Source organism: Wenjunlia tyrosinilytica, assembly GCF_014646055.1.
Lineage (GTDB): Bacteria > Actinomycetota > Actinomycetes > Streptomycetales > Streptomycetaceae > Wenjunlia > Wenjunlia tyrosinilytica.
The window spans coordinates 265,965-285,392 of sequence record NZ_BMMS01000005.1 but is presented as its reverse complement, the minus strand read 5'-3'; the positions used below and the strand labels follow the sequence as shown (position 1 = coordinate 285,392).

The 19,428-nt window shown below is 72.1% G+C and carries 18 protein-coding genes; 10 read left to right on the top strand and 8 right to left on the bottom strand.

Annotated elements, in window-relative coordinates:
* Positions 1 to 349: 349 nt before the first annotated feature.
* Together IEY86_RS08055 and IEY86_RS08050 are read left to right on the top strand one after the other, a co-directional pair.
* Positions 350 to 1,837 carry a glutamate-cysteine ligase family protein gene (locus tag IEY86_RS08055; protein ID WP_189130833.1) on the top strand — a complete coding sequence of 496 codons (1,488 nt, stop codon included), beginning with the start codon at positions 350 to 352 and terminating at the stop codon, positions 1,835 to 1,837.
* 203 nt (positions 1,838 to 2,040) lie between these two features.
* A complete protein-coding gene (locus IEY86_RS08050; protein ID WP_189130832.1) occupies positions 2,041 to 2,838 on the top strand; it encodes a CPBP family intramembrane glutamic endopeptidase in 798 nt (265 codons plus the stop codon).
* Positions 2,839 to 2,905: 67 nt separating this feature from the next.
* On the opposite strand, the gene IEY86_RS08045 is transcribed toward IEY86_RS08050, so the two are convergent.
* Positions 2,906 to 3,727, bottom strand: a complete 822-nt coding sequence (locus IEY86_RS08045; protein ID WP_189130831.1) for a PhzF family phenazine biosynthesis protein — start codon at positions 3,725 to 3,727, stop codon at positions 2,906 to 2,908.
* Positions 3,728 to 3,969: 242 nt separating this feature from the next.
* Here IEY86_RS08045 and IEY86_RS08040 point away from each other — a divergent pair, with 242 nt between their 5' ends.
* The gene (locus IEY86_RS08040; RefSeq protein WP_189130830.1) at positions 3,970 to 4,560 is read left to right on the top strand and encodes a PadR family transcriptional regulator; all 591 of its coding nucleotides are present in this window, start codon (positions 3,970 to 3,972) and stop codon (positions 4,558 to 4,560) included.
* A gap of 475 nt (positions 4,561 to 5,035) precedes the next feature.
* On the opposite strand, the gene IEY86_RS08035 is transcribed toward IEY86_RS08040, so the two are convergent.
* A complete protein-coding gene (locus IEY86_RS08035) occupies positions 5,036 to 6,082 on the bottom strand; it encodes a LacI family DNA-binding transcriptional regulator (RefSeq protein WP_189130829.1) in 1,047 nt (348 codons plus the stop codon).
* A gap of 351 nt (positions 6,083 to 6,433) precedes the next feature.
* Between IEY86_RS08035 and IEY86_RS08030 the strand changes: the two genes are divergently transcribed.
* Positions 6,434 to 8,683 (top strand): glycoside hydrolase family 3 N-terminal domain-containing protein, encoded by a 2,250-nt coding sequence (locus tag IEY86_RS08030; RefSeq protein WP_189130828.1) that lies wholly within the window; start codon positions 6,434 to 6,436, stop codon positions 8,681 to 8,683.
* Between the two features lie 77 nt (positions 8,684 to 8,760).
* Here IEY86_RS08030 and IEY86_RS08025 read toward each other — a convergent pair whose 3' ends face one another.
* A complete protein-coding gene (locus IEY86_RS08025) occupies positions 8,761 to 9,201 on the bottom strand; it encodes a type II toxin-antitoxin system Rv0910 family toxin (protein WP_189130827.1) in 441 nt (146 codons plus the stop codon).
* A gap of 206 nt (positions 9,202 to 9,407) precedes the next feature.
* On the opposite strand from IEY86_RS08025, the gene IEY86_RS08020 reads away from it, so the two are divergent.
* Together IEY86_RS08020 and IEY86_RS08015 are read left to right on the top strand one after the other, a co-directional pair.
* A complete protein-coding gene (locus IEY86_RS08020; RefSeq protein WP_189130826.1) occupies positions 9,408 to 9,851 on the top strand; it encodes an SSI family serine proteinase inhibitor in 444 nt (147 codons plus the stop codon).
* Positions 9,852 to 9,920: 69 nt separating this feature from the next.
* Entirely contained in the window at positions 9,921 to 10,589 is a 669-nt protein-coding gene (locus tag IEY86_RS08015; protein ID WP_189130875.1) for a pyridoxine/pyridoxamine 5'-phosphate oxidase, read from the top strand.
* Between the two features lie 55 nt (positions 10,590 to 10,644).
* On the opposite strand, the gene IEY86_RS08010 is transcribed toward IEY86_RS08015, so the two are convergent.
* Positions 10,645 to 11,823, bottom strand: coding sequence for a thiolase family protein (locus IEY86_RS08010; protein WP_189130825.1), 1,179 nt, complete (start codon positions 11,821 to 11,823; stop codon positions 10,645 to 10,647).
* 302 nt (positions 11,824 to 12,125) lie between these two features.
* Here IEY86_RS08010 and IEY86_RS08005 point away from each other — a divergent pair, with 302 nt between their 5' ends.
* On the top strand, positions 12,126 to 12,782 hold the full coding sequence (locus IEY86_RS08005; protein ID WP_189130824.1) for a Clp protease N-terminal domain-containing protein: 657 nt from the start codon (positions 12,126 to 12,128) through the stop codon (positions 12,780 to 12,782).
* 65 nt (positions 12,783 to 12,847) lie between these two features.
* On the top strand, positions 12,848 to 13,864 hold the full coding sequence (locus IEY86_RS08000; RefSeq protein ID WP_189130823.1) for an EamA family transporter: 1,017 nt from the start codon (positions 12,848 to 12,850) through the stop codon (positions 13,862 to 13,864).
* A gap of 93 nt (positions 13,865 to 13,957) precedes the next feature.
* On the opposite strand, the gene IEY86_RS07995 is transcribed toward IEY86_RS08000, so the two are convergent.
* Positions 13,958 to 14,602, bottom strand: a complete 645-nt coding sequence (locus tag IEY86_RS07995; RefSeq protein ID WP_189130822.1) for an FMN-binding negative transcriptional regulator — start codon at positions 14,600 to 14,602, stop codon at positions 13,958 to 13,960.
* A gap of 15 nt (positions 14,603 to 14,617) precedes the next feature.
* Positions 14,618 to 15,352, bottom strand: coding sequence for a pyridoxamine 5'-phosphate oxidase family protein (locus IEY86_RS07990; RefSeq protein ID WP_229698229.1), 735 nt, complete (start codon positions 15,350 to 15,352; stop codon positions 14,618 to 14,620).
* Between the two features lie 35 nt (positions 15,353 to 15,387).
* Between IEY86_RS07990 and IEY86_RS07985 the strand changes: the two genes are divergently transcribed.
* Positions 15,388 to 16,719 carry an aminotransferase class I/II-fold pyridoxal phosphate-dependent enzyme gene (locus IEY86_RS07985; protein ID WP_189130821.1) on the top strand — a complete coding sequence of 444 codons (1,332 nt, stop codon included), beginning with the start codon at positions 15,388 to 15,390 and terminating at the stop codon, positions 16,717 to 16,719.
* Between the two features lie 21 nt (positions 16,720 to 16,740).
* Here the strand turns inward: IEY86_RS07985 and IEY86_RS07980 are convergent, their stop codons facing one another.
* A complete protein-coding gene (locus IEY86_RS07980) occupies positions 16,741 to 17,799 on the bottom strand; it encodes a DMT family transporter (RefSeq protein WP_189130820.1) in 1,059 nt (352 codons plus the stop codon).
* Between the two features lie 73 nt (positions 17,800 to 17,872).
* On the opposite strand from IEY86_RS07980, the gene IEY86_RS07975 reads away from it, so the two are divergent.
* A complete protein-coding gene (locus tag IEY86_RS07975; RefSeq protein WP_189130819.1) occupies positions 17,873 to 18,793 on the top strand; it encodes a LysR family transcriptional regulator in 921 nt (306 codons plus the stop codon).
* Positions 18,794 to 18,878: 85 nt separating this feature from the next.
* On the opposite strand, the gene gcvH is transcribed toward IEY86_RS07975, so the two are convergent.
* The gene (gcvH, locus tag IEY86_RS07970) at positions 18,879 to 19,277 is read right to left on the bottom strand and encodes a glycine cleavage system protein GcvH (protein WP_189130818.1); all 399 of its coding nucleotides are present in this window, start codon (positions 19,275 to 19,277) and stop codon (positions 18,879 to 18,881) included.
* Positions 19,278 to 19,428: the final 151 nt, after the last annotated feature.

The window sequence follows — 19,428 nt, the reverse complement described above, 5'->3', positions numbered from 1 at the left end:
CTCTGCCGTGTAGCGAGTTTATACGACATTTGTTCACCCACTGTTTTGGCTATCGCCCGCCGGTTTTGCCCACAAGGGCATTTCCGGCCGTTGTGCGGTGACATATTTCCAGGACGGGCCGTTGCCTCGAAGGGGTGACCTGCGGGTTCCCACATGTATGGGACGGCCAGTTCCGGTCGGTGTTTTCGACCACACGTGTCGGCAGTGTGCCGAAAGTCTCCTATGCCAGGGGAATGTGCCGGACCGCCATGGGTAGCAGCGTACCGGGACGCGGCGCCGCCCCAGGCGCGTTATGGATCTTATCGACTGGGCATCATCGGGGCACGCCCACACGAGAGGGAGGGCTTCGATGGGGGAGAAGGTCGCCGTCAGCGGGTTCGACCTGTCCGACCGGCAGCGGTACCGGGAGAAACTCCAGCGATGCCTGTCGGCCTTGGCCCAGCTGTTGGAAGAGAAGCGATTCGACCGCCCTCGCAACCTCATGGGGCTGGAGATAGAGCTGAACCTCGTGGACTCCGCGGGACTGCCGCGGATGGTGAACGACGAGGTGCTGGAGAGGATAGCGAGCCGGGATTTCCAGACGGAGCTTGCGCAATTCAATCTCGAGGTCAACGTCGCCCCGCACCGGATTCGCGGACGTGTCTTCGACGAGCTGGCGGAGGAACTGCGCACCGGACTCGCCTACGCGGACCGCAAGGCGCAGGAGGAGGACGCCCGCATCGTGATGGTGGGCATCCTGCCGACGCTCGGCGCGCGGGACCTCGTCCATTCCAGTCTGTCCCGCGCGCAGCGCTACCAACTGCTCAACGACCGGATCGTCGCCGCGCGCGGGGAGGACTTCACCCTGAACATCGGGGGCGTCGAGGAACTGGCGATGACCTCGGGCACCATCGCTCCCGAGGCCGCCTGCACCTCGTTGCAGATGCATCTCCAGGTGACCCCGGCCCGGTTCGCGCAGGTGTGGAACGCCGCTCAGGCGATGGCGGCCGTGCAGGTCGCCGTCGGGGCGAACTCGCCGTTCCTGTTCGGCCGGGAGCTGTGGCGCGAGACCCGGCCCCCGCTGTTCGAGCAGGCCACCGACACCCGCCCCGAGGAGCTCAAAGCCCAGGGCGTGCGGCCGCTGGCGTGGTTCGGTGAGCGCTGGGTGGACTCGGCGCTCGACCTGTTCGAGGAGAATGTGCGGTTCTTCCCGTCGCTGCTGCCCATCTGCGACGACGAGGATCCCCAGCGCGTCCTGGACGCCGGGGAGGTGCCCTCGCTGCGTGAGCTGGTCCTGCACAACGGCACGATCTACCGCTGGAACCGGCCGGTGTACGAGGTCGTCAACGGGGTGCCGCATCTGCGGGTGGAGAACCGGGTGCTTCCCGCCGGACCCACCGTGGCCGACGTCCTGGCGAATGCCGCCTTCTACTACGGGCTGGTGCGCGCGCTCGCCGAGGAGGCGCGCCCGGTGTGGTCCAGGCTCCCGTTCGAGGTGGCGGCCGAGAACTTCCACGCGGCCGCCCGCGACGGTATCGGCGCGACGATCCGGTGGCCCCGACGCGGCGGCCTGACGCAGGTGCCGGTGACCCGTCTGGTTCTCGACGAACTGCTGCCTCTGGCCGGCGCGGGACTGGACGCCTGGGGCGTGGAGCCGGTGGACCGCGATCACTATCTGTCGGTCATCGAGGGCCGCTGCCGGCTGGAGGTCAATGGCGCCGAGTGGCAGACGCGGATGTTCCACCACCTGCGCGACAAGGGAGACCTCAGCCGGGCGGAGGCGCTCGCGGGGATGACCCGGCGCTACGGCGAACTGATGCGCGAGGGCGACCCGGTGCACACCTGGCCCATCGGGTGAGTACGGGGCGCCGAGTCGCTGAGCAACGGCCTGGGGCTGCTGAGTACGGCCTGGGTGCCGCTGAGTGCGATCCTGAGCCGTCGGGTGCGGCCCTGGGCCGTTGAGCGCGGCGTCGGGCGCCGCCCGAACCCGCCGTGATCGCACCCGCGCTCAGGGTGACGGTGGGTCGTGCGCGGCACCTGGGGCGCCCGTGCCGCGTTGGGATGGCTGTGACAAGCACTTCGGTTGAGGGACTTCAGGGAACCGGGCTGTCGCGGCGGATGCTGCGCTCCGAACTCATGCTGGTACTGGCCCTGTCGCTGGGGGCCAGGGCCGTCGCGGCGGTGATCAGTTTCGCCGGGTCGGTGACGAAGCCCGGCGGGCTGAAGAACCAGTCGGCGACCCTGGTGGGCTCGCAGGCCCCCGGGCGGCCGTGGCTGGACCTGGCGTGGCAGCTGTTCGGGATCGCGACCGCGCTGGTGCCGGTGGCGCTGGTCGCGCATCTGCTCCTGCGCGAGGGAGCCTCGCTGCGGACGATCGGCTTCGACCTGCGCAGACGCTGGTTCGACCTCGGCTGGGGCGCCGTGGTCGCCGCGTGCATCGGGGGAACCGGGCTCGGTCTGTACCTCGGGGCCAGGGCGGCGGGGTTCAACCTCACGGTCGTCCCCGAGTCGCTGCCCGACGTGTGGTGGAGGATTCCCGTCCTGATCCTCTCCGCCGTGCAGAACGCGGTGCTCGAGGAAGTGATCGTCGTCGGCTACGTCCTGCGCAGACTCGGCCGGTTGGGGTGGTCCTGGCCCGCCGCCGTGGCCTTCAGCTCCGTGCTGCGCGGCACCTACCACCTCTACCAGGGGCTCGGCGGCATGGTCGGGAACATGGCGATGGGCGTCATCTTCTGCCTGCTCTACCGCAAATGGGGGCGGGTGGGACCGCTGGTGGCGGCGCACGCCCTGATCGACACCGTCGCGTTCGTCGGCTACGCCCTGCTGGCGGGCAAGGTGAGCTGGCTGCCGACCGGGTAGCCGGGCTCGTGGGTGGGCCGCGGAAGCCGCGAGCCAGTGGGCGGCGTGAGCGTCGCCGGGGGCTGAGTCAGGGCTGGGTCAGGAGCTCGCCGTCGATCACGGTGACGGCCCGGCCGGTGATGTGGACCCGGTCGCCCACGAGCCTGGTGCGCACAAGGCCGCCGCGGGCCGACGCCTGGTAGCCCACCAGCTCGGGGCGGCCGAGCCGGGCGGACCAGTAGGGAGCCAGGGCCGTGTGCGCGCTGCCGGTCACCGGGTCCTCGTCCACACCCACGGCCGGGGCGAAGAAGCGGGAGACGTACTGGTAGTCCGCGTCCTGGACCTCGGCGGGCGCGGTGACCACGACACCCCGGTGCTCGAGCCGGGCGAGGGCGGCGAGGTCGGGGGCCAGGCCGCGCAGGGTCTTCTCGTCCGCGACCTCCACGAGCAGGTCCCCGAGGGCCCCGGTGTCGTACGAGGACAGCGGCTCGGCGCCCAGGGCCCGCACGAGTTCCGGCGGCGTCGCCACCGGGTCGGCGGGCGCGGACGGGAAGTCCAGGGTCAGCGCGCCACCGGCCGCGGGAAGCACGGTGAGGATTCCGCCGCGGGTGCGGAAGCGGACCGTACCCTCGGCCGCCCCCGTGCTGCGCAGGATGTGCGCGGTGGCGAGGGTCGCGTGGCCGCACAGGTTCACCTCGGTCGCGGGGGTGAACCAGCGCAGCGCCCAGTCGGCGTCGGGGTCGTCGGCGACGGGATGGGCGAACGCGGTCTCGGAGAGGTTCACCTCGGCGGCCACCTGCTGGAGCCACGGCGCGTCGGGGAAGCCGGCCGATCCGTCGAGCAGGACGACACCGGCGGGGTTCCCGGCGAACGGACGGTCGCTGAAGGCGTCGACGATTCTGATGCGCATGCCGCCGACTCTAGGCGGTGGAACCGGCGCTTGGGCATGGCCAATCCGGCAACGGTGGCCTGGTGTGCGCGCGGCGTGGACGGTGTGCCCGCGGCGCGGACGGTTTGCCCACGGGTGGATGGTGCGCCCCTCGGGGCTTGAGCCGCGGATTCTTCGGGGCCTTGTCGTGAGGGCCTTGTCATGCGACAGATTCCGATATATCGTTGAGGCATCGTGATAGTCATGAGAAGGGAGAACGTACGATGCGTTCCCACAGGCATGGACCGTGTGACGGTGAAGGGCGCTGGGAGAGGCGTGCGGCATTCGGGCCGTTCGGCCCCGGACCCGGCGGGGGAGGCCCTTGGGGCGGTGGACCCTGGGGTGGAGGCCCGCGCGGGCGCGGGCACCGCGGCAGGGCTCGGCGCGGCGATGTGCGCGCCTCGATCCTGGCGCTGCTGAAGGACCGTCCCATGCACGGATACGAGATGATCCAGGAGATCGGCGAGCGCAGCGGAGGGGCCTGGCGGCCCAGCCCGGGCTCGGTCTACCCGACCCTGCAACTGCTGGAGGACGAGGGTCTGATCACCAGCGAGGAGTCCGGGGGCAAGCGCCTGTTCACCCTCACCGAGGAAGGCCGTACCGAGGCCGACTCCGGCCCTGACGCTCCGTGGGAGCAGGCGGGCAGGGACGTCGACTGGGAGGCCCTGCGTGAGGTCAAGCAGGCCGCCAGCGGGCTGTTCACGGCCTTCGGCCAGGTGATGGCCGGCGGCAGTGAGGAGCAGCGGACCAAGGCGGTCGCCGTGGTCAACGAGGCGCGCAAGAAGCTGTATCTGATCCTCGCCGAAGAGGACTGATCCCCGGACCGGAGGCCGGTGCCCCCTCCGGGGCCGTGCCTGCAACCGCCGGCGGATCATTGCCAGGGGCGCCCGACCCCGGCGCCGCCTTCGCGCCGGTACCGGCCGTGGGCGTGCCGCCGTTCGTACCGTCCGCGTCAGCGGTGCCGTTGACGTCGGCCGTGCCCCGGGTGTCCTTCGCCGCACCCGAGCGGGTCGGGTGCGGCGCCCCCGTGTGCGCTGTGCGCGACGGCGCCGCCGTGGCCGCGGTGTCCTTCGCTCCCTGCCGGTCCGCACCCGCTTCGTTCGAGTCGCATCCGACCGCCGGCGCGGCGACCGCGGAGGTGGCCCGGACGGGCAGCCGTGTCCGGTGGTGGCGTCCCATGACCGTTCCTCCTTCCGGGAGTCCCCCTCGGGTGGCCTGCCACCCGGTTCGGCCCGACCGCCCGGCATGGGCCGCGCAAGCGCAACTTCCTCGCTCGTCTTTGGCGAAGTGTCACCGAGGTGCCGACGACTCACGCACCACGAGCCGCGTCGACACCACATGCGTACCCGGGTCGGCGGCGCCGCTGCCGTCCGCGGTGCCGTCGCCTTCGTGTCTGCGCTCCAGCATCCTCCGCAACGCGGCGACGGCCGCGGCGCCCAGTGCCCGTTCGTCCTGCGCGACCGTTGTCAGCGCGGGCCGCACCAGGGATGCGGCGTCTATGTCGTCGAAGCCCACGACGGCCACGTCCGCGGGCACCGCGCGCCCGGCCTGCGCGGCGGCGTGCAGGGCGCCTATCGCCATCTGGTCCCCGGCGGCGAACACCGCGGTCGGCGGCTCGGGCAGCGCCAGCAGCTCCGCCATCGCCTGCTGGCCGCCGGCCAGGAAGAAGTCTCCTTCGCGGACATGGCTGTCGGGCACGGGAACGCCCAGTTCCGCGCAGGCGGTGAGGAATCCCTTCAGCCGGTCGGCGGCGGGAGGCATGTGCACCGGACCGGTGATCGTGGCCAGCCGGCGGTGGCCCAGCTCGAACAGGTGCCTGACCGCTGCCGCCGCTCCCGCCTCGTTGTCCGAGGTGACCCGGGCGGTATGGGGACCCGACAGCGCCAGGTCGATCCCGACGCACACCACCGGAGAGTCGGCCAGCGCACGCACCGCCCGGTCGTCGGACTGGACGCCCATGACGACCACCGCCTCGAGGTTGTGCCGCCGCACCGCCTGCAGATAGGTGTCGTCGTCGTCCTTGTCCCCGGCGGTGGTCAGGAGCATCAAGTGGTAGCCGGCGTCCTGGAGGGCGGCGCGCACCCCGCTCAGCAGGCCCTGAAGAAACGGGTGGTGCAGGCCGCGGCGCTCGTACCCGCTGTCCCACACCAGCCCGATCGTGTCCGAACGCCGTCTGACCAGAGTGCGGGCGGGCTCGTTCGGCGCATAGCCCATCTCGCGGGCCAGCTCGCTTATCCGTCGCCTCGTGACCTCGCTCACCTCGCCGCGGCCGTTGAGCGCACGGGAGACGGTGGCCGTGGACACGCCGGACAGGCGTGCGAGTTCGCGGATGTTCACATGGACCGTCCTGTCACCTCGGGAACCGGGAGCGCGTGAAGACGCGCCGTGGACCTTTCTGCGCACAGTCTTGACGATCTGTCACCGTACGGACAGACTCCGTGCCCAACAGACGGTACGGGCGTGACCCGAGTGGCGTGAGCACGTGCCGTAAACGTTTACGGAAAGTTGGCCGTGGACGTTTGCGGAATCTGCCGCGCCAGGCATCGGGGCTGCTCCCGCACCGGTGCCACCGGCCCCCGAGGGGCTCGATGAGGACGGGACACCCGTATGCCGCTTGCCTCGCACGGATCGCTCCCACGTGGTTCCGCATCCCACATGCCGTCCGGCCGTCGCCGAAGAAGAGGCGCCGTGACCGTGGCGACCGTCATCGCCTGCGTGGCCGCGGTAGCGGCCGTGCCGCCCGCGGCCCACAAGGGGCCGCTGTACCGCGACGCCAAGGCACCCACCGCCGAACGGGTAAAGGACCTGCTGCGGCGGATGACACTGGACGAGAAGATCGGACAAATGGACCAGATCGCGGTCACCCGGATTCAGGGTGACTGCGAATGGAGCGGTGGCGCGCTCAACGACGCGTGCATGAAGACCGTCCTCAAGGACTACGCCGCGGGTTCGATCCTGTCCGGCGGCGGCATGGGGCCGTCGAAGAACACCCCCAAGGACTGGGCCGAGATGGTCAACGCGGTCCAGAAGTACGCCGTCGACAACTCCCGGCTGCACATCCCGATCCTGTACGGCGTGGACGCCGTGCACGGCCACAACAACATTCTCGGCGCCACCGTCTTCCCGCACCAGATCGGCCTGGGCGCGACCTGGGACCCGGCGCTGGTGCGCAGGACGGGCGCCTCGACGGCCACCGCGGTGGCGGCCACCGGTATCGACTGGAACTTCGCCCCCGTCGCCGACCTCGCCCGCGACCAGCGCTGGGGCCGCTACTACGAGACCTACGGCGAGGACCCGCTGCTGACGGGAACGCTCGCCGCCGCGAGCGTCAAGGGCATCGAGAACGCGCACGGCGCCAAGCAGGTCGCCGCCACCGTCAAGCACTTCGGCGGCTACTCGGAGCCGTCCAACGGGCACGACCGGGTGCCCGCCGACGTGTCCATGCGCTACCTCCAGGACACCCTGCTGCCGCCGTACCACCGGGCGGTCCAGGCGGGTGCCAAGACCGTGATGATCAACTCCGGTGCGGTCAACGGGGTACCGGCCACCGGCTCGAAGTACCTGCTCACCAAGGTCCTGCGGGACAAGTGGGGATTCGACGGCGTCACCGTCAGCGACTGGGAGGACGTGCGCGCACTCCAGACCCGCTACCACCTCGCCCCCGACTACACCCACGCCGTCGCGCTCGCCGTCAACGCCGGTCTGGACATGGCGATGGAGCCCTACAGCGCCAAGGGGTTCACCGAGGCGCTGCGTGAGGCCGTCGACAACAAGCTGGTCTCCAAGCGCCGCATCGACCAGGCCGCGGGCCGGGTGCTCCGGCTCAAGATCGAGCTCGGGCTCTTCGAACACCCCTACGTGGACGCCTCCAAGGCGGACGAGGCCGTGCTCGGCGCCGACGCCGACCTCGCCAGGAAGGCGGCGACCGCGTCGCAGGTGCTGCTGCGCAACGACGGCAACGTTCTGCCCATCGCCAAATCCGCCAAGAAGATCGTCGTAACGGGTCCCAAGGCCGACAACATCGACGACCAGGCGGGCGGCTGGACGATCGGCTGGCAGCGGGTCCCGGACGGGGTGGAACTGCCGGGCACCACGGTGCTCGAGGGGCTCAAGGACGCGGCGCCGCAGGGCACCGAGATCGTCCACGCCAGGACCGCTGAGGAGGCGGCGGCCGAGGCGGCGGATGCCGACCTCGTCGTGGCCGTGGTGGGGGAGCGGGCCGCGGCCGAGGGCGAGGCCGACAGCCCGAGGCCCGAACTCGCCGCCGACCAGCAGTCCCTGGTCAAGACGGTCAAGGCGAGCGGCAAGCCCGTGGTCACCGTCGTCATCGCCGGACGTCCCCTTGCCCTCGGCGACGCCGACGGCACCCAGGGCCTGCTGATGTCGTGGCTGCCCGGCACCGAGGGCGGGCACGCGGTCGCCGATGTGCTGTTCGGCAAGGCCAACCCCGGTGGGCGGCTGACCGTCTCCTGGCCGAAGGCGATCGGAAACGAGCCGTTCCACTACCAGCAGTTGCCGGGGACGAATGGCGGGCCGGGCTCCGGCTACGAGCCGCTGTTCGCCTTCGGAGCCGGACTGTCCTACACCGACTACAGCTTCGACGCGGTCACCGTGGCCGGCGACTCGGTCCGACCGGACGGCACGGTCAAGGTGAAGGTCACCGTCTCCAACACCGGCGGCCGCGACGGCCGGCTCGTCGTACCGGTCTACGCCTCCCGGCCGGTCGGCAGCGCGGTGCTCGCTGCGCCGAAGCGGCTGGCGGCGTTCACCAAGGTGACCCTCAAGGCGGGCCGGACCAGGCAGGTGGAACTGTCCGTGCCGCTGTCCCGGCTCGCCGTCACCCCGGGCGACCTCGACGGCGCCGGAACGCCCCGGGTCGAGGCCGGTGTCTACCGTCTGACGGCGGGGGAGAAGAGCGCGGACTTCACGGTCCGTTGAGACATCCGGTGTGCGGGCGGCTGCAACCGCCCGCACACCGGCTCGCCGTACTCGCCGTCGCGCGACCGCACGATCCCTCAAGCGCTCGCGCGCACCACATCCGCGAGCCGGCTCAGGGACTGGGCCAGGGCGGAGGTCCCCGCGTTTTCGAGCTTGCTCGCCATCAGGGAGACGGCGGCGCCGGTGAACGAGCTGTGGACCGCCACGTCCGTGCCCCCGTCCGCGCCGGGCACCAGCCGGTACACCTGCCTCAGCGCGACGCCCATGGGGCCGTTGCCGGACAGCGACAGCACCCGCGGTGCCTCGCACTCCTCCACGGTCCAGGTGACCTCGGCGGGGAAGCCCATCAGCCTCATGTTCTCCTGGAACGACTCCCCCTTCGCCGGGGCGTCGGGAACGCCCTTGGGAAAGCCGGTGTGCGTGGCGTTCCACTGGCCGTAGCACTCGAAGTCGGTCAGCCGGTCCCAGACCCTCTCGGGCGGAGCCGTGATGTGCGCCTGAGCGTGGACCTCGGCCATCGGTCCTCCTTCGTCGGGCGCCGCGCGGAGGCCCCGGCGGCGGTCCGGGGGACCGTAGCGACGGCGGGGAGAACATTCAAGACTGACGGAACGTCAGTTTTTATGGCTTGATGGTCCGATCGGGTGGTCGGGGATGTTGCCGGGCGCCGTCGTGCCGATATGAGGAAGGGGGCGGCGCAGGTCCGCCCGGATCAGGAGTACGCGGCATGCGAAGCAACCGGGGCGCCCGTGCGGCGCGGATGGTGGCACTGGTCGTAACCCTGGCGGCAGCGGCGGCCGCGCCCTCGGCGCCGGTCGCGGCACGGGAGCGGCCCACCGCGCTCGGGGCACCGGAGGGACGGCTGTGGCTGAGCGTCGTCCGCGGTGAGGACGCCGACGGCCCGGACCGTGAATGGGCGGTGCTGACCTGCTCCCCCGACGGAGGCACCCACCCGCACGCCGAGACGGCCTGCGACACGCTGCGGTCCGTGGACGGACGCATCACCACCCTGCCCGCGGACGAGCGCTTCTGCGTCAAGAACTACGCCCCGGTCATCGCCGAGGCCATGGGCGAATGGCGCGGCCGCCAGGTCCACTACCGCGCGCTCTTCCCCAACCGCTGCGTCCTCGAGGCCGAAGCCGGCCCCATCTTCCACCTGGCCCGCCACTGACCCCGCATCCGGTCGTCCGCGGCGGCCCACGTCGCCAGCCGGTGTGCCACGATCCTGGTGGAGGTGGGTATGGAGGTGGCGGAGTTGTTGCGGGGGCTGGCGGTGATGGTGGGGCCGTTTCCGCGATTCGACGTGGAGGGCGCGCCCGAGCGGCCGGGGGAGTTGTTCGTCCAGTGGCTGGCGCAGGCGGTGCGGGAGGACGTCGTCGAGCCGCACGTCGTCACGCTGAGCACGGCGGACGAGCGGGGGCGGCCGTCGTCGCGGGTGCTCATGCTGCGGGACGTGGACGCCGAGCGGGCGGGATGGGTGTTCGCCTCGAGCGCGCTCAGCCGCAAGGGCGTCGAGCTGTCGCGCAACCCCTGGGCCGCGATGACCATGTACTGGACCGAGCAGGGGCGTCAGGTGCGGGTGAGCGGCCGGGTGGAGGCCGCCGACCCGGAGACCGGCAGACGGGCGTTTCTGCAACGGCCCGAGCCCGCGCGGCTGGCGGGCCTGATCGGGCGGCAGAGCGCGCCCATGGCGGACCTCGCTCAGTTCGACGCGGCGGACCGCGAGGCGCGAGAGCTCCTTCGGGGCCATCCCGAGGCGGTACCGCCGGACTTCACCGTGTACACCCTGTGGGCGGACGAGGTGGAGTTCTGGCAGGGCGATCCGGAGCGCCGCCACATCCGGCTCAGGTACGAGCGGGTCGACGAGGGGGCGGCGGACGGCTGGCGAAAGGAACTCCTCTGGCCCTGAAGGGCCACCCGCGGGGTGCTCGCCGCAGTCGCGGCCGGCACCCCGCGGGGAACGCTCAGCGCTCCAGCACGACCGCGAGGCCCTGGCCCACGCCGATGCAGGCAGTGGCGACGCCGAGTCCGCTGCCCCGGTCGGCCAGGGTGAGAGCCAGTGACCCCACCATCCGTGAGCCGGTGGCACCGAGGGGGTGGCCGATGGAGATGGCCCCTCCGTGCGGGTTGACGATCTCCGGGTCCACGGCCTTCCACTCGTCGAGGCACGCCAGCGCCTGGGCCGCGAACGCCTCATTGAGCTCGACCGCGTCCAGGTCCCCGAGCGAGCGGCCGATGCGGTCGAGCGCGGACGCGGTCGCCTCGACCGGCCCGAGGCCGAACAGCCGCGGCTCCAGCGCGCTGACGCCTCCGGCGACGACACGGGCCAGCGGTTCGAGGCCATGGGCGCGGACCGCGCGCTCGCTCGCGAGCAGGACGCAGGAGGCGCCGTCGTTGATGGGGGAGGAGTTGCCCGCCGTCACGGTGCCGCCCTCGCGGCGGAAGGCCGGCTCGAGCCTGCCCAGCGAGACCTCGTCGGTCGTCGGCCGGATCGACTCGTCGCGCTCGAGTTCCCACGGCCCGGCGACGGTCTCGCGGGCGAGGCGGCCGCTCTCCCACGCCGCGTGGGCCTTGCGGTGGCTGGCGAGGGCGAACGCGTCCTGGCGCTCGCGGCCGATGCCGTAGCGCTCGGCGAGGATCTCCGCTCCCTCGCCCATGGAGACCGTGTGCTCCTCGGGCATCGCCGGGTTGACCATCCGCCAGCCGATGCTCGTGGAGTGCAGCGTCTGGTCGCGGTGCGCGAATGCCCTGTCCGGCTTGAGCATGACCAGCGGTGCGCGGGTCATCGACTCCACACCGCCCGCCACGATCAGGTCCGCGTCACCGACCGCGATGGCGCGGCGCGCCTGGATGACGGCCTCGAGCCCGGAACCGCACAGCCGGTTGACGGTGGTGCCCGGGGTGCGCAGGGGCAGCCCCGCGAGGAGCACGGCCATGCGGGCGACGTTGCGGTTCTCCTCACCCGCCCCGTTGGCGTTGCCGAGGATCACGTCGTCGATGGCGTCGGTGATCTGCGGGTTGCGGTCGACCACGCCCCGCAGGGCCGCGGCGGCGAGGTCGTCCGGCCGGGCGTGGGCCAGCGCGCCGTTGAACCGCCCTATCGGGGTGCGAGCGGTGTCGATGACGTACACGGGGTCGGTCACTGCGGTCTCCTCAGCTCCATTGCTGACGACATGACCTTAGTGTGCTGCACTGCTGACTCGGCCACTGGCGGTGGTCACTGCGAAGGCGATCGGGAAGCGCCGGTGACCGCTCGAGCGCGCGGTTCGCCTTCGTGCGGGCAGGGGTGGCCGAGCTCGCTTCCAGCGCCGATTGGAGCAAGCGCTTTCCAGCCCGTATCTTCCTAGAGGATGAGAAGACGCGCATCTGTCCCCTTCTGAGGGCTGATGCACATATGGCCCGCCGCGCGGACGCCGCCGCGGAGCGGGGCTGATGGGGTGGGAATGTGCAGAGCAATACCCGTGCGACGGCCGATCCGCCGCCGTCGGCCGAACTGGAGTCGAGGCTGACCCGCGAGCTGCGGTCCGCTGTCGCGGGCGCCCGAAGGCGTGCCGCCCGGGACGCCGATCGGCAGGTCGACACCGCTCACCTGCTCCACTCCCTCATCGAGGCCGACCCCGGGGTGCGGGAGCTCTTCGACAGCATGCAGATCGCCCGGCTGCTCGGCTATCTGGTGCAGCGCAGCATCGGTTTCGGCCTCCAGTGGCAGGCTTCGGTGGAGGATTCGGGCGGTCTGTCGGCCGCGGCCGGCGGCGCCCGCGCCATCCCGGAGCCGGCCGGTGAGGCCGGGACACGCACCCAGCCCGGCTGGAGCCCGGCCGCCGCGACTGCCCTGCGGCGGGCGGTCGCACTGGCGCGGGCCCGCGGGAGCGAGCAGGCGGACGGCGCCGATCTGCTGGCCGCGCTGACTGAGGACGGGGACAGCAGGGCCGTGGAGGTCCTGCGCTCGGCCGGGGTGAGCCCGGCCCGTCCCGCCCGCTGTTCCGGCCCCGCTCCCGGACCCGGCCCTGCTCCCGGACCCGGCCCTGTTCCCGGACCCGGTCCCGCCCTCGACGCGGACCCCGATCCCGGCGCCGGGCCGCCGGGCGAACGCGGCGTGTGAGAGCGCCGACCACCTGCTGAAACCCCGATGGACACAATGTCGCGGCCAGGTGCGACGATGGCGGGATGCACCAGGTTGAGAAGGCCGGCGTCACCGGCAGGAGCGCGGGGCTTTCACTGGCCCTGATATCGGCGTTGGCGTTCGGTGGTTCGGGGGTGGCGGCCAAACCGCTGATCGAGGCCGGGCTCGACCCGCTGCACGTGGTCTGGCTCAGGGCCGCGGGCGCGGCGCTGGTGATGCTGCCGCTGGCCTGGCGCCACCGGGACCTGGTCGTGCGCCGCCCCGCCCTTCTGCTGGGGTTCGGACTCCTCGCCGTGGCCGGTGTGCAGGCCTGCTACTTCGCCGCGATATCCCGCATCCCCGTGGGCGTCGCCCTCCTGATTGAATACCTCGGCCCGGCGCTCGTGCTCGGCTGGGTGCGCTTCGTGCAGCACAAGCCGATCTCCCGCAGCGCGGCCGTCGGCGTGGTGCTGGCCGTCAGCGGCCTCGCCTGCGTGGTGGAGATCTGGTCCGGGCTTGCCTTCGACGTGCTCGGACTCCTGCTGGGGCTGGGCGCGGCCTGCTGCCAGGCCGGGTACTTCATCCTCGCCGACCACGGCAGCTCGGGCGACGACCGGGCCGACCCGCTCGGCGTCAGCGCCTTCGGCCTGATGATCGGCGCCGCCGTGCTCACCGTGGTGGCCCGGCCGTGGGGCATGGAATGGGGTGCGCTGGGGCGGCAGGTGGCCATGGGGGACCACGCGGTGCCCGCGGTGCTCCTCCTGGGCTGGCTCGTGCTTGTGGCGACCGTGCTCGCCTACCTCACCGGTGTGGTCTCCGTTCGCAGGCTCTCGCCCCAGATCGCCGGTGTGGTCGCCTGCCTGGAGGCGGTCATCGCCACGGTGCTGGCCTGGTTCCTGCTCGGCGAGCACCTGTCCGGCCCTCAGCTGGTGGGCGGATTCGTCGTGCTCCTGGGAGCTTTCGTCGCCCAGTCCGCCAAGCGGGAGGGCCCCGTGGCGAGCCTGCCCGGTGGCATCGAGGCCGATCCCGACGTCCACCGGGCACAGGACCGCGTGTCGGCCGAGGAGTTGGCCGACCGCTGAGCGGTCCGGCCCGAGCGCCGTCCGGCCGTGGCCCAGCGGGGCAGGGCGCCGTACCCCCGTCGCGGTGCCCCGGCCCACCGGCGGTCATACGGGTCAGTCGCCGCCGTCCACCGGGTGGCGGCGCAGCATGTGCGCGGCCGCCTCGCTGTCGCCGGGCCCCGACCGTTCCGTGAGGTGTCCGGCGAGGCCGGCGCGGATCCCGTCGGACTTGTTCCCGGCGAACTTGAACTTGGCCCTGACCTCGGTGACTTCCAGACGGAGCCCTCGGATGCCGGGGAGCATCCGGCCGTAGGGAGCCTCCCCGGGAGCGACCCGGGCATAGCGGCCCTCGGGCTGGAAGTGGGCGAGCTGCCGGTGCAGGAGCGCCGACTTCTCCCGGGCGTCGTCCACGACATGTGCCAGGCAGGAGAGCTGGACCGCAGCGTAGTAGCTGGTGGCGGTGCCGTGGTCGGGGTGGGCGCCCTCGGGGGCGGTCCAGTACGTGGGGATGAAGGCGTGGTCGCCGACAACGCTGAGGGTCACCCGCGGGTCGGCCTCGACGGCGGCCCACAGGGGGTTGGGGCGGGCGAGGTGGGTGACGGCCTCGCGCCGCTCGTGGTCGTAGGCGAAGTGCAGCGGCTGGACCAACGGTCCCTGGCCGGGAGGGCCGTTGACAGCGAGTTCACCGAAGTCGTGGGCGTCCAGCCAGTCCTGCCACTCCTTCTCGTCGAGAGCGGCGTCCCAGGGGTGGATGAGCATCGGTGCCTCCTCCGCTCAGCGCCGGGAGCCGAGGTAGCCGGGGACGGCGAACGAGGGGTCCAGGTCGTCGGCGGGTATGGGAGTGCCGAATCCGGTGGTGACGGGAAGGACCCCGGACCAGTGCGGCAGCGAGACGTCCTCGGGTTCGTCGTTGGGGCCGCCGGTGCGCACCTTCGCGGAGACCTCGCGCAGATCGAGGCGGACGACGGCGGTGGCGGCGAGTTCCTTCGCGTTGCCGCGGCGGGAGTCGGCGGAGCGGCCCGGCACGGTGTGGTCGACCAGGGCGTCCAGCGCGAGGGCGCGCTCCTCGGGGTCGGTGACGTCGTGGGCCGTGCCGTGGACGACCACCGAGCGGTAGTTGACGGAGTGGTGGAAGGCCGAGCGGGCCAGCACGATGCCGTCGACGAGGGTGACGGTCAGGCACACCGGAAGGCCCGGGTCGCCGCCCGCGGCGCGCAGCGGGCGGCTGCCCGTCGAGCCGTGCACATAGAGGCGTTCGCCGACGCGGGCGTAGAGGGTCGGCAGGACCACCGGCGCGCCGTCGGCCACGAAGCCGAGATGGCAGACAAACGCCTCGTCGAGTATCGAGTGCACGAGTTCGCGGTCGTACGAGGCGCGCTCGCGGGCGCGGGTGGGGACGGTGCGCTCGGTGGCCGGGTACGGGGACGGCTGCGAGTCCTCGGGCCGCGCGGCTTCGGTGGACGTCGCTTCGGTGGACGTGCCCTCGGTGGACATGGCCTCGGTCGACATGGACAACTCCATTGCACTAGTGCATAATATTGTTTGTGCTAGGAGAGTATCGGATCACCGGGCGTGGCGCATCGGAAATCGCGGCCGACGTCGAACGGGCCGTGGGCGACGGCAGGCTCGAACCCGGGCAGGCGCTGCCCCCTCTGCGAGAGCTGGCGGGGGAGTTGGGTGTCAACCCGAACACCGTCGCGGCGGCCTACCGGTTGCTGCGCGACCGGGGTGTGATCGAGACGGGGGGCCGCCGCGGCAGCAGGGTGAGGTCTCGTCCGGCCAGCACCTCGCGCGAGGAGATCCGGGTCGAGGCCCCGGCCGGCGTGCGCGATGTGGCCACCGGCAACCCCGACCCCTCCCTGCTGCCCTCGCTGGAGGCGGCTCTGGCCGCGACCGCGGCCCGCAACGCCGAACGCCCGGTCCTCTACGGAGCCCCGGCGGTCGATCCCGAGCTGGAGCGGCTGGCCCGCCGGGCGCTGGACGCCGACGGCGTTCCGCCCGGCCCGATCGCGGTGACCTCGGGTTCGCTGGACGCCATCGAAAGGGTGCTGCGCGCCCATCTGCGCGCCGGTGACGCCGTCGCCGTCGAGGACCCCGGCTGGGGCAGCCTCCTCGACCTCGTTCCCGGGCTGGGGCTGCGTGCGATGCCCGTCGCCGTGGACGACGACGGCCCCCTCCCCGACGGCGTGGGCAGAGCGCTGACGTCGGGGGCGCGCGCCCTCGTGGTCACTGATCGGGCCCAGAACCCCACGGGGGCAGCCGTCGGCGCACGGCGCGCGGCACAATTGCGCTCGGTCCTGGCCGCCCACCCCGAGGTGCTCCTGATCGAGGACGACCACGGCCACGGCATCGTCGACCTGCCGCTGCATCCGCTGGCGCCCGCGGCCAGGAACTGGGCCCTCGTCCGCTCGGTCGCCAAGGCCTACGGCCCCGATCTGCGCCTGGCCGTCCTCACCGGCGACCCGGTCACCGTGGACCGGGTGCTCGGGGGCCACCGGCTGGGCCCCGGGTGGGTGAGCCATCTGCTGCAGACCACCGTGGCGCTGCTGTGGGAATCGGAGGCCGTGCGCCCCGCCGACATCGCCGCCGGATACGCGGACCGGCGCGACGCGCTCGTGAAGGGGCTGAGGCGGCGGGGGGTCGAGGCGCACGGGCGCAGCGGCTTCAATGTGTGGGTGCCGGTGCCGGACGAGACGGGCGCGGTCACCCGGTTGCTCCAGTCCGGATGGGCGGTGGCCCCGGGCGCCTGCTTCCGCATGTCCTCGCCGCAGGGCGTGCGCATCACCGTCTCGCCGCTGCGGCAGGAGGAGGTCGAGACCCTGGCCGACGATGTGGCGGCGGCCGTCCGTCCGCCCGCCGCCCGCCGGTACGCGTGACCGCGGCCGGGGCCACGGCGACTACACCTTGCGGTTCTGGGCCAGGAAGGCGCCGGAGAGGATGATGACGGCGCCGACCGGGAGGTTCCAGGTGAGCCGCTCGTCGAGGAGGACGACTCCCGCGACGGTCGCCACGATCGGGATCAGGTAGGTGACCATCGTGCCGACGGTCGCGCCCGCGTCGCGCACCAGTCCGTACTGCAGCAGGAACGCCAGCCCCGTGCCGAGCGCGCCCAGGGCGAAGACGCTCAGCGTGGCGTCCAGCGGGAACGAGGTGGGAGCGCTGGTGAACAGCGGGGTCAGCACGGCGAGCTGGGCGGTACCGATGAGGAGCTGAGCCGACGACAGCGACAGGCTCGAGCGGCCCGTCCCGGACAGGAAGCGGCGCACATAGGCCCAGCCGATCGCGTAGCTCGCGGAGGCGATCAGCGCCATCGCCGTGCCGCCCATGTCCACCCCGGCGAAGCCCTGCCAGGCGCCGAGGACGACGAGCACTCCCGCGAAGCCCAGTGCCATGCCGAACGTGCGGCGGCCGGTGGGGCGCTCGTCCCTGAGCGCCACCAGGGCCACCAGCAGGCTGAACAGGGGTGTGGTCGCGTTGCAGATGCCCGCCAGCGTCGACGGGATGTACAGCTCGGAGTAGGCGAACAGGGAGAACGGCAGGGCGTTGAGCAGGACCGCCGCGATCGTCAGGTGTCCCCAGGTGCGCAGGTCGCGCGGCAGGCCCTCCCGCTTGAAAGCCGCCGCTCCGATCAGGACCACCGCGCCGAACGCCATCCGCCCCAGAGTGACCTGCAAGGGAGCGAACGCCTGGGTGCCGACCTTGATGAACAGGAAGCTGAGGCCCCAGATGAGCCCCAGCGCCACGAACTTCAGCCGCCAGTCCTGCCAGTTGAAGGCTGTTCGGCGGCGGACCGGGGCATCGGCGACGGCGGGCGCGCCCGAGGGCAGGGATGCGGCGGGATCGACGGGGGCGGCATCGTCGGGGGCGGCGCCGATGGGGATGGGCTCGATGGGGACGGCATCGATGGGGGCGGCATCGATGGGGACGGCGGATCGCGCGGACGAGGAGGGGCTCATGGCCACAGCGTGACCGAAACGAAGTCGTAGCACAAGCGATAAAAAGTAAGCGAGAAGGCGTAGCATCACTTACATGTTGAACCTGGAGCGGCTCCGTATCCTGCACGCCATCGCCACCTATGGATCGGTGAGCGCCGCCGCCGACGTCCTGCGCGTGACCACGTCCGCCATCTCCCAGCAGATGGGCAAGCTCGAGCGCGAGACGGGCCAGCAGCTGCTCGCCCGCAGCGGCCGCGGGGTGCGGCTCACCGACGCCGCCGACCTGCTGGTCAAGCATGCCGAGCGGATCCTGTCCCAGGTCGAGGAGGCGCAGTCCGAGCTGGAGGCGCACCGGGGGGCCGTGGTCGGCGACCTGGCCATCGGCGCGTTCCCCACGGCCGCCCGAGGACTCGGCCCGCAGGCCGTCGCCTCACTGCGCTCCGACCACCCCTTGCTGGCGGCGAGCCTGTACGAGATGGAGCCGGTCGAGTCCCTGCCCAGGGTCGGCCGGGGCGACCTGGACATGGCCGTGGTCCTGGACTGGTTCAACGCACCGCTGGCGCTGCCCGGCGGGTTGATGAAGGCGCCGCTGTGCGACGACACCGCCGACGTCGTGGTCCCCGAGGGCCATCCGCTGGCCGCGGCCGAGGCGGTGGACCTCACCGACCTCGCCGAAGAGGAGTGGATCTGCTGGCCGAGCGGCGGCTTCTGCCGGGAGTGGCTCCTGCTGACCCTGCGCTCCCAGGGGATAGAGCCCCGTATCTCCCACACGGCGTCCGAGCACCACACCCAACTGGCGCTGGTGGCGGCGGGGCTGGGGGTGGCGGTCGCGCCCCGGCTCGGCCGCGACCCCATGCCCCAGGGAGTGCGGGCGGTGCCGGTCAGGTCGACGCTCACCCGGCACATCTACGCCGTGTGGCGGGCGGACGCCGCCCGCCGTCCGGCGATCCGCGCCGCCGTCAGCGCCCTTCAGGCGGCCGGAGCGGCCCTGCCCGCCTCCCTCGGTGACGCCTGAGGAGGACGAACCGGCCGGGAACGGCGCCGCCCGGCCGGAAACCGGACCGCGTCGGCGGGGCCCACCACTCGGCTGCCGCCGCGGGCTATTCGGCCGCCTCCTCCTTGATGTAGTCCTCGTACTCCTTGGCGGACAGCAGGCCGTCGAGCTTCCCCGAGTCGGGCACGGCGATCTCGATCATCCAGCCGTCGCCGTAGGGGTCGGTGTTGACCTGCTCCGGATCGTCGTTCAGCGCCTCGTTCACGGCGGTGATCCGGCCGGCGACGGGCATGTACACCTCGGAGACCGCCTTGACGGACTCCACACTGCCGAAGGGCTCCATGGCCTCGAGCCGGTCGTCGGCCTTCGGAAGCTCCACGTAGACGACGTCACCCAACTGCCGCTGCGCATGGTCGGTGATGCCCACCCGCACCCGTTCCTTGCCCATCGGCAGTACCCACTCGTGGTCCTTGCTGTACTTGCGGTCGTTCGGGATGGTGCTCATGGCCGGGCCTCCGGAGTGTGCCGAGCTGCGGCCGGTCGCGGTCCGCGACCGGCCCCCGACCAGCGATCCTGCTACGCCTTCCGTACCCTGAGCGGCAGCCCCGGCCGCAACGCACCCGGACGGGGGTCTGGTGAAACGTTCCCTCGGCAAT

Bases quoted from the DNA above. Each gene is read 5' to 3' on its own strand.
- IEY86_RS08055 (WP_189130833.1), top strand. From the start codon at position 350: ATGGGGGAGAAGGTCGCCGTCAGCGGGTTCGACCTGTCCGACCGGCAG.
- IEY86_RS08050 (WP_189130832.1), top strand. From the start codon at position 2,041: ATGGCTGTGACAAGCACTTCGGTTGAGGGACTTCAGGGAACCGGGCTG.
- IEY86_RS08045 (WP_189130831.1), bottom strand. From the start codon at position 3,727: ATGCGCATCAGAATCGTCGACGCCTTCAGCGACCGTCCGTTCGCCGGG.
- IEY86_RS08040 (WP_189130830.1), top strand. From the start codon at position 3,970: ATGCGTTCCCACAGGCATGGACCGTGTGACGGTGAAGGGCGCTGGGAG.
- IEY86_RS08025 (WP_189130827.1), bottom strand. From the start codon at position 9,201: ATGGCCGAGGTCCACGCTCAGGCGCACATCACGGCTCCGCCCGAGAGG.
- IEY86_RS08020 (WP_189130826.1), top strand. From the start codon at position 9,408: ATGCGAAGCAACCGGGGCGCCCGTGCGGCGCGGATGGTGGCACTGGTC.
- IEY86_RS08015 (WP_189130875.1), top strand. From the start codon at position 9,921: ATGGAGGTGGCGGAGTTGTTGCGGGGGCTGGCGGTGATGGTGGGGCCG.
- IEY86_RS08000 (WP_189130823.1), top strand. From the start codon at position 12,848: ATGCACCAGGTTGAGAAGGCCGGCGTCACCGGCAGGAGCGCGGGGCTT.
- IEY86_RS07995 (WP_189130822.1), bottom strand. From the start codon at position 14,602: ATGCTCATCCACCCCTGGGACGCCGCTCTCGACGAGAAGGAGTGGCAG.
- IEY86_RS07990 (WP_229698229.1), bottom strand. From the start codon at position 15,352: ATGTCGACCGAGGCCATGTCCACCGAGGGCACGTCCACCGAAGCGACG.
- IEY86_RS07980 (WP_189130820.1), bottom strand. From the start codon at position 17,799: ATGAGCCCCTCCTCGTCCGCGCGATCCGCCGTCCCCATCGATGCCGCC.
- IEY86_RS07975 (WP_189130819.1), top strand. From the start codon at position 17,873: ATGTTGAACCTGGAGCGGCTCCGTATCCTGCACGCCATCGCCACCTAT.
- gcvH (WP_189130818.1), bottom strand. From the start codon at position 19,277: ATGAGCACCATCCCGAACGACCGCAAGTACAGCAAGGACCACGAGTGG.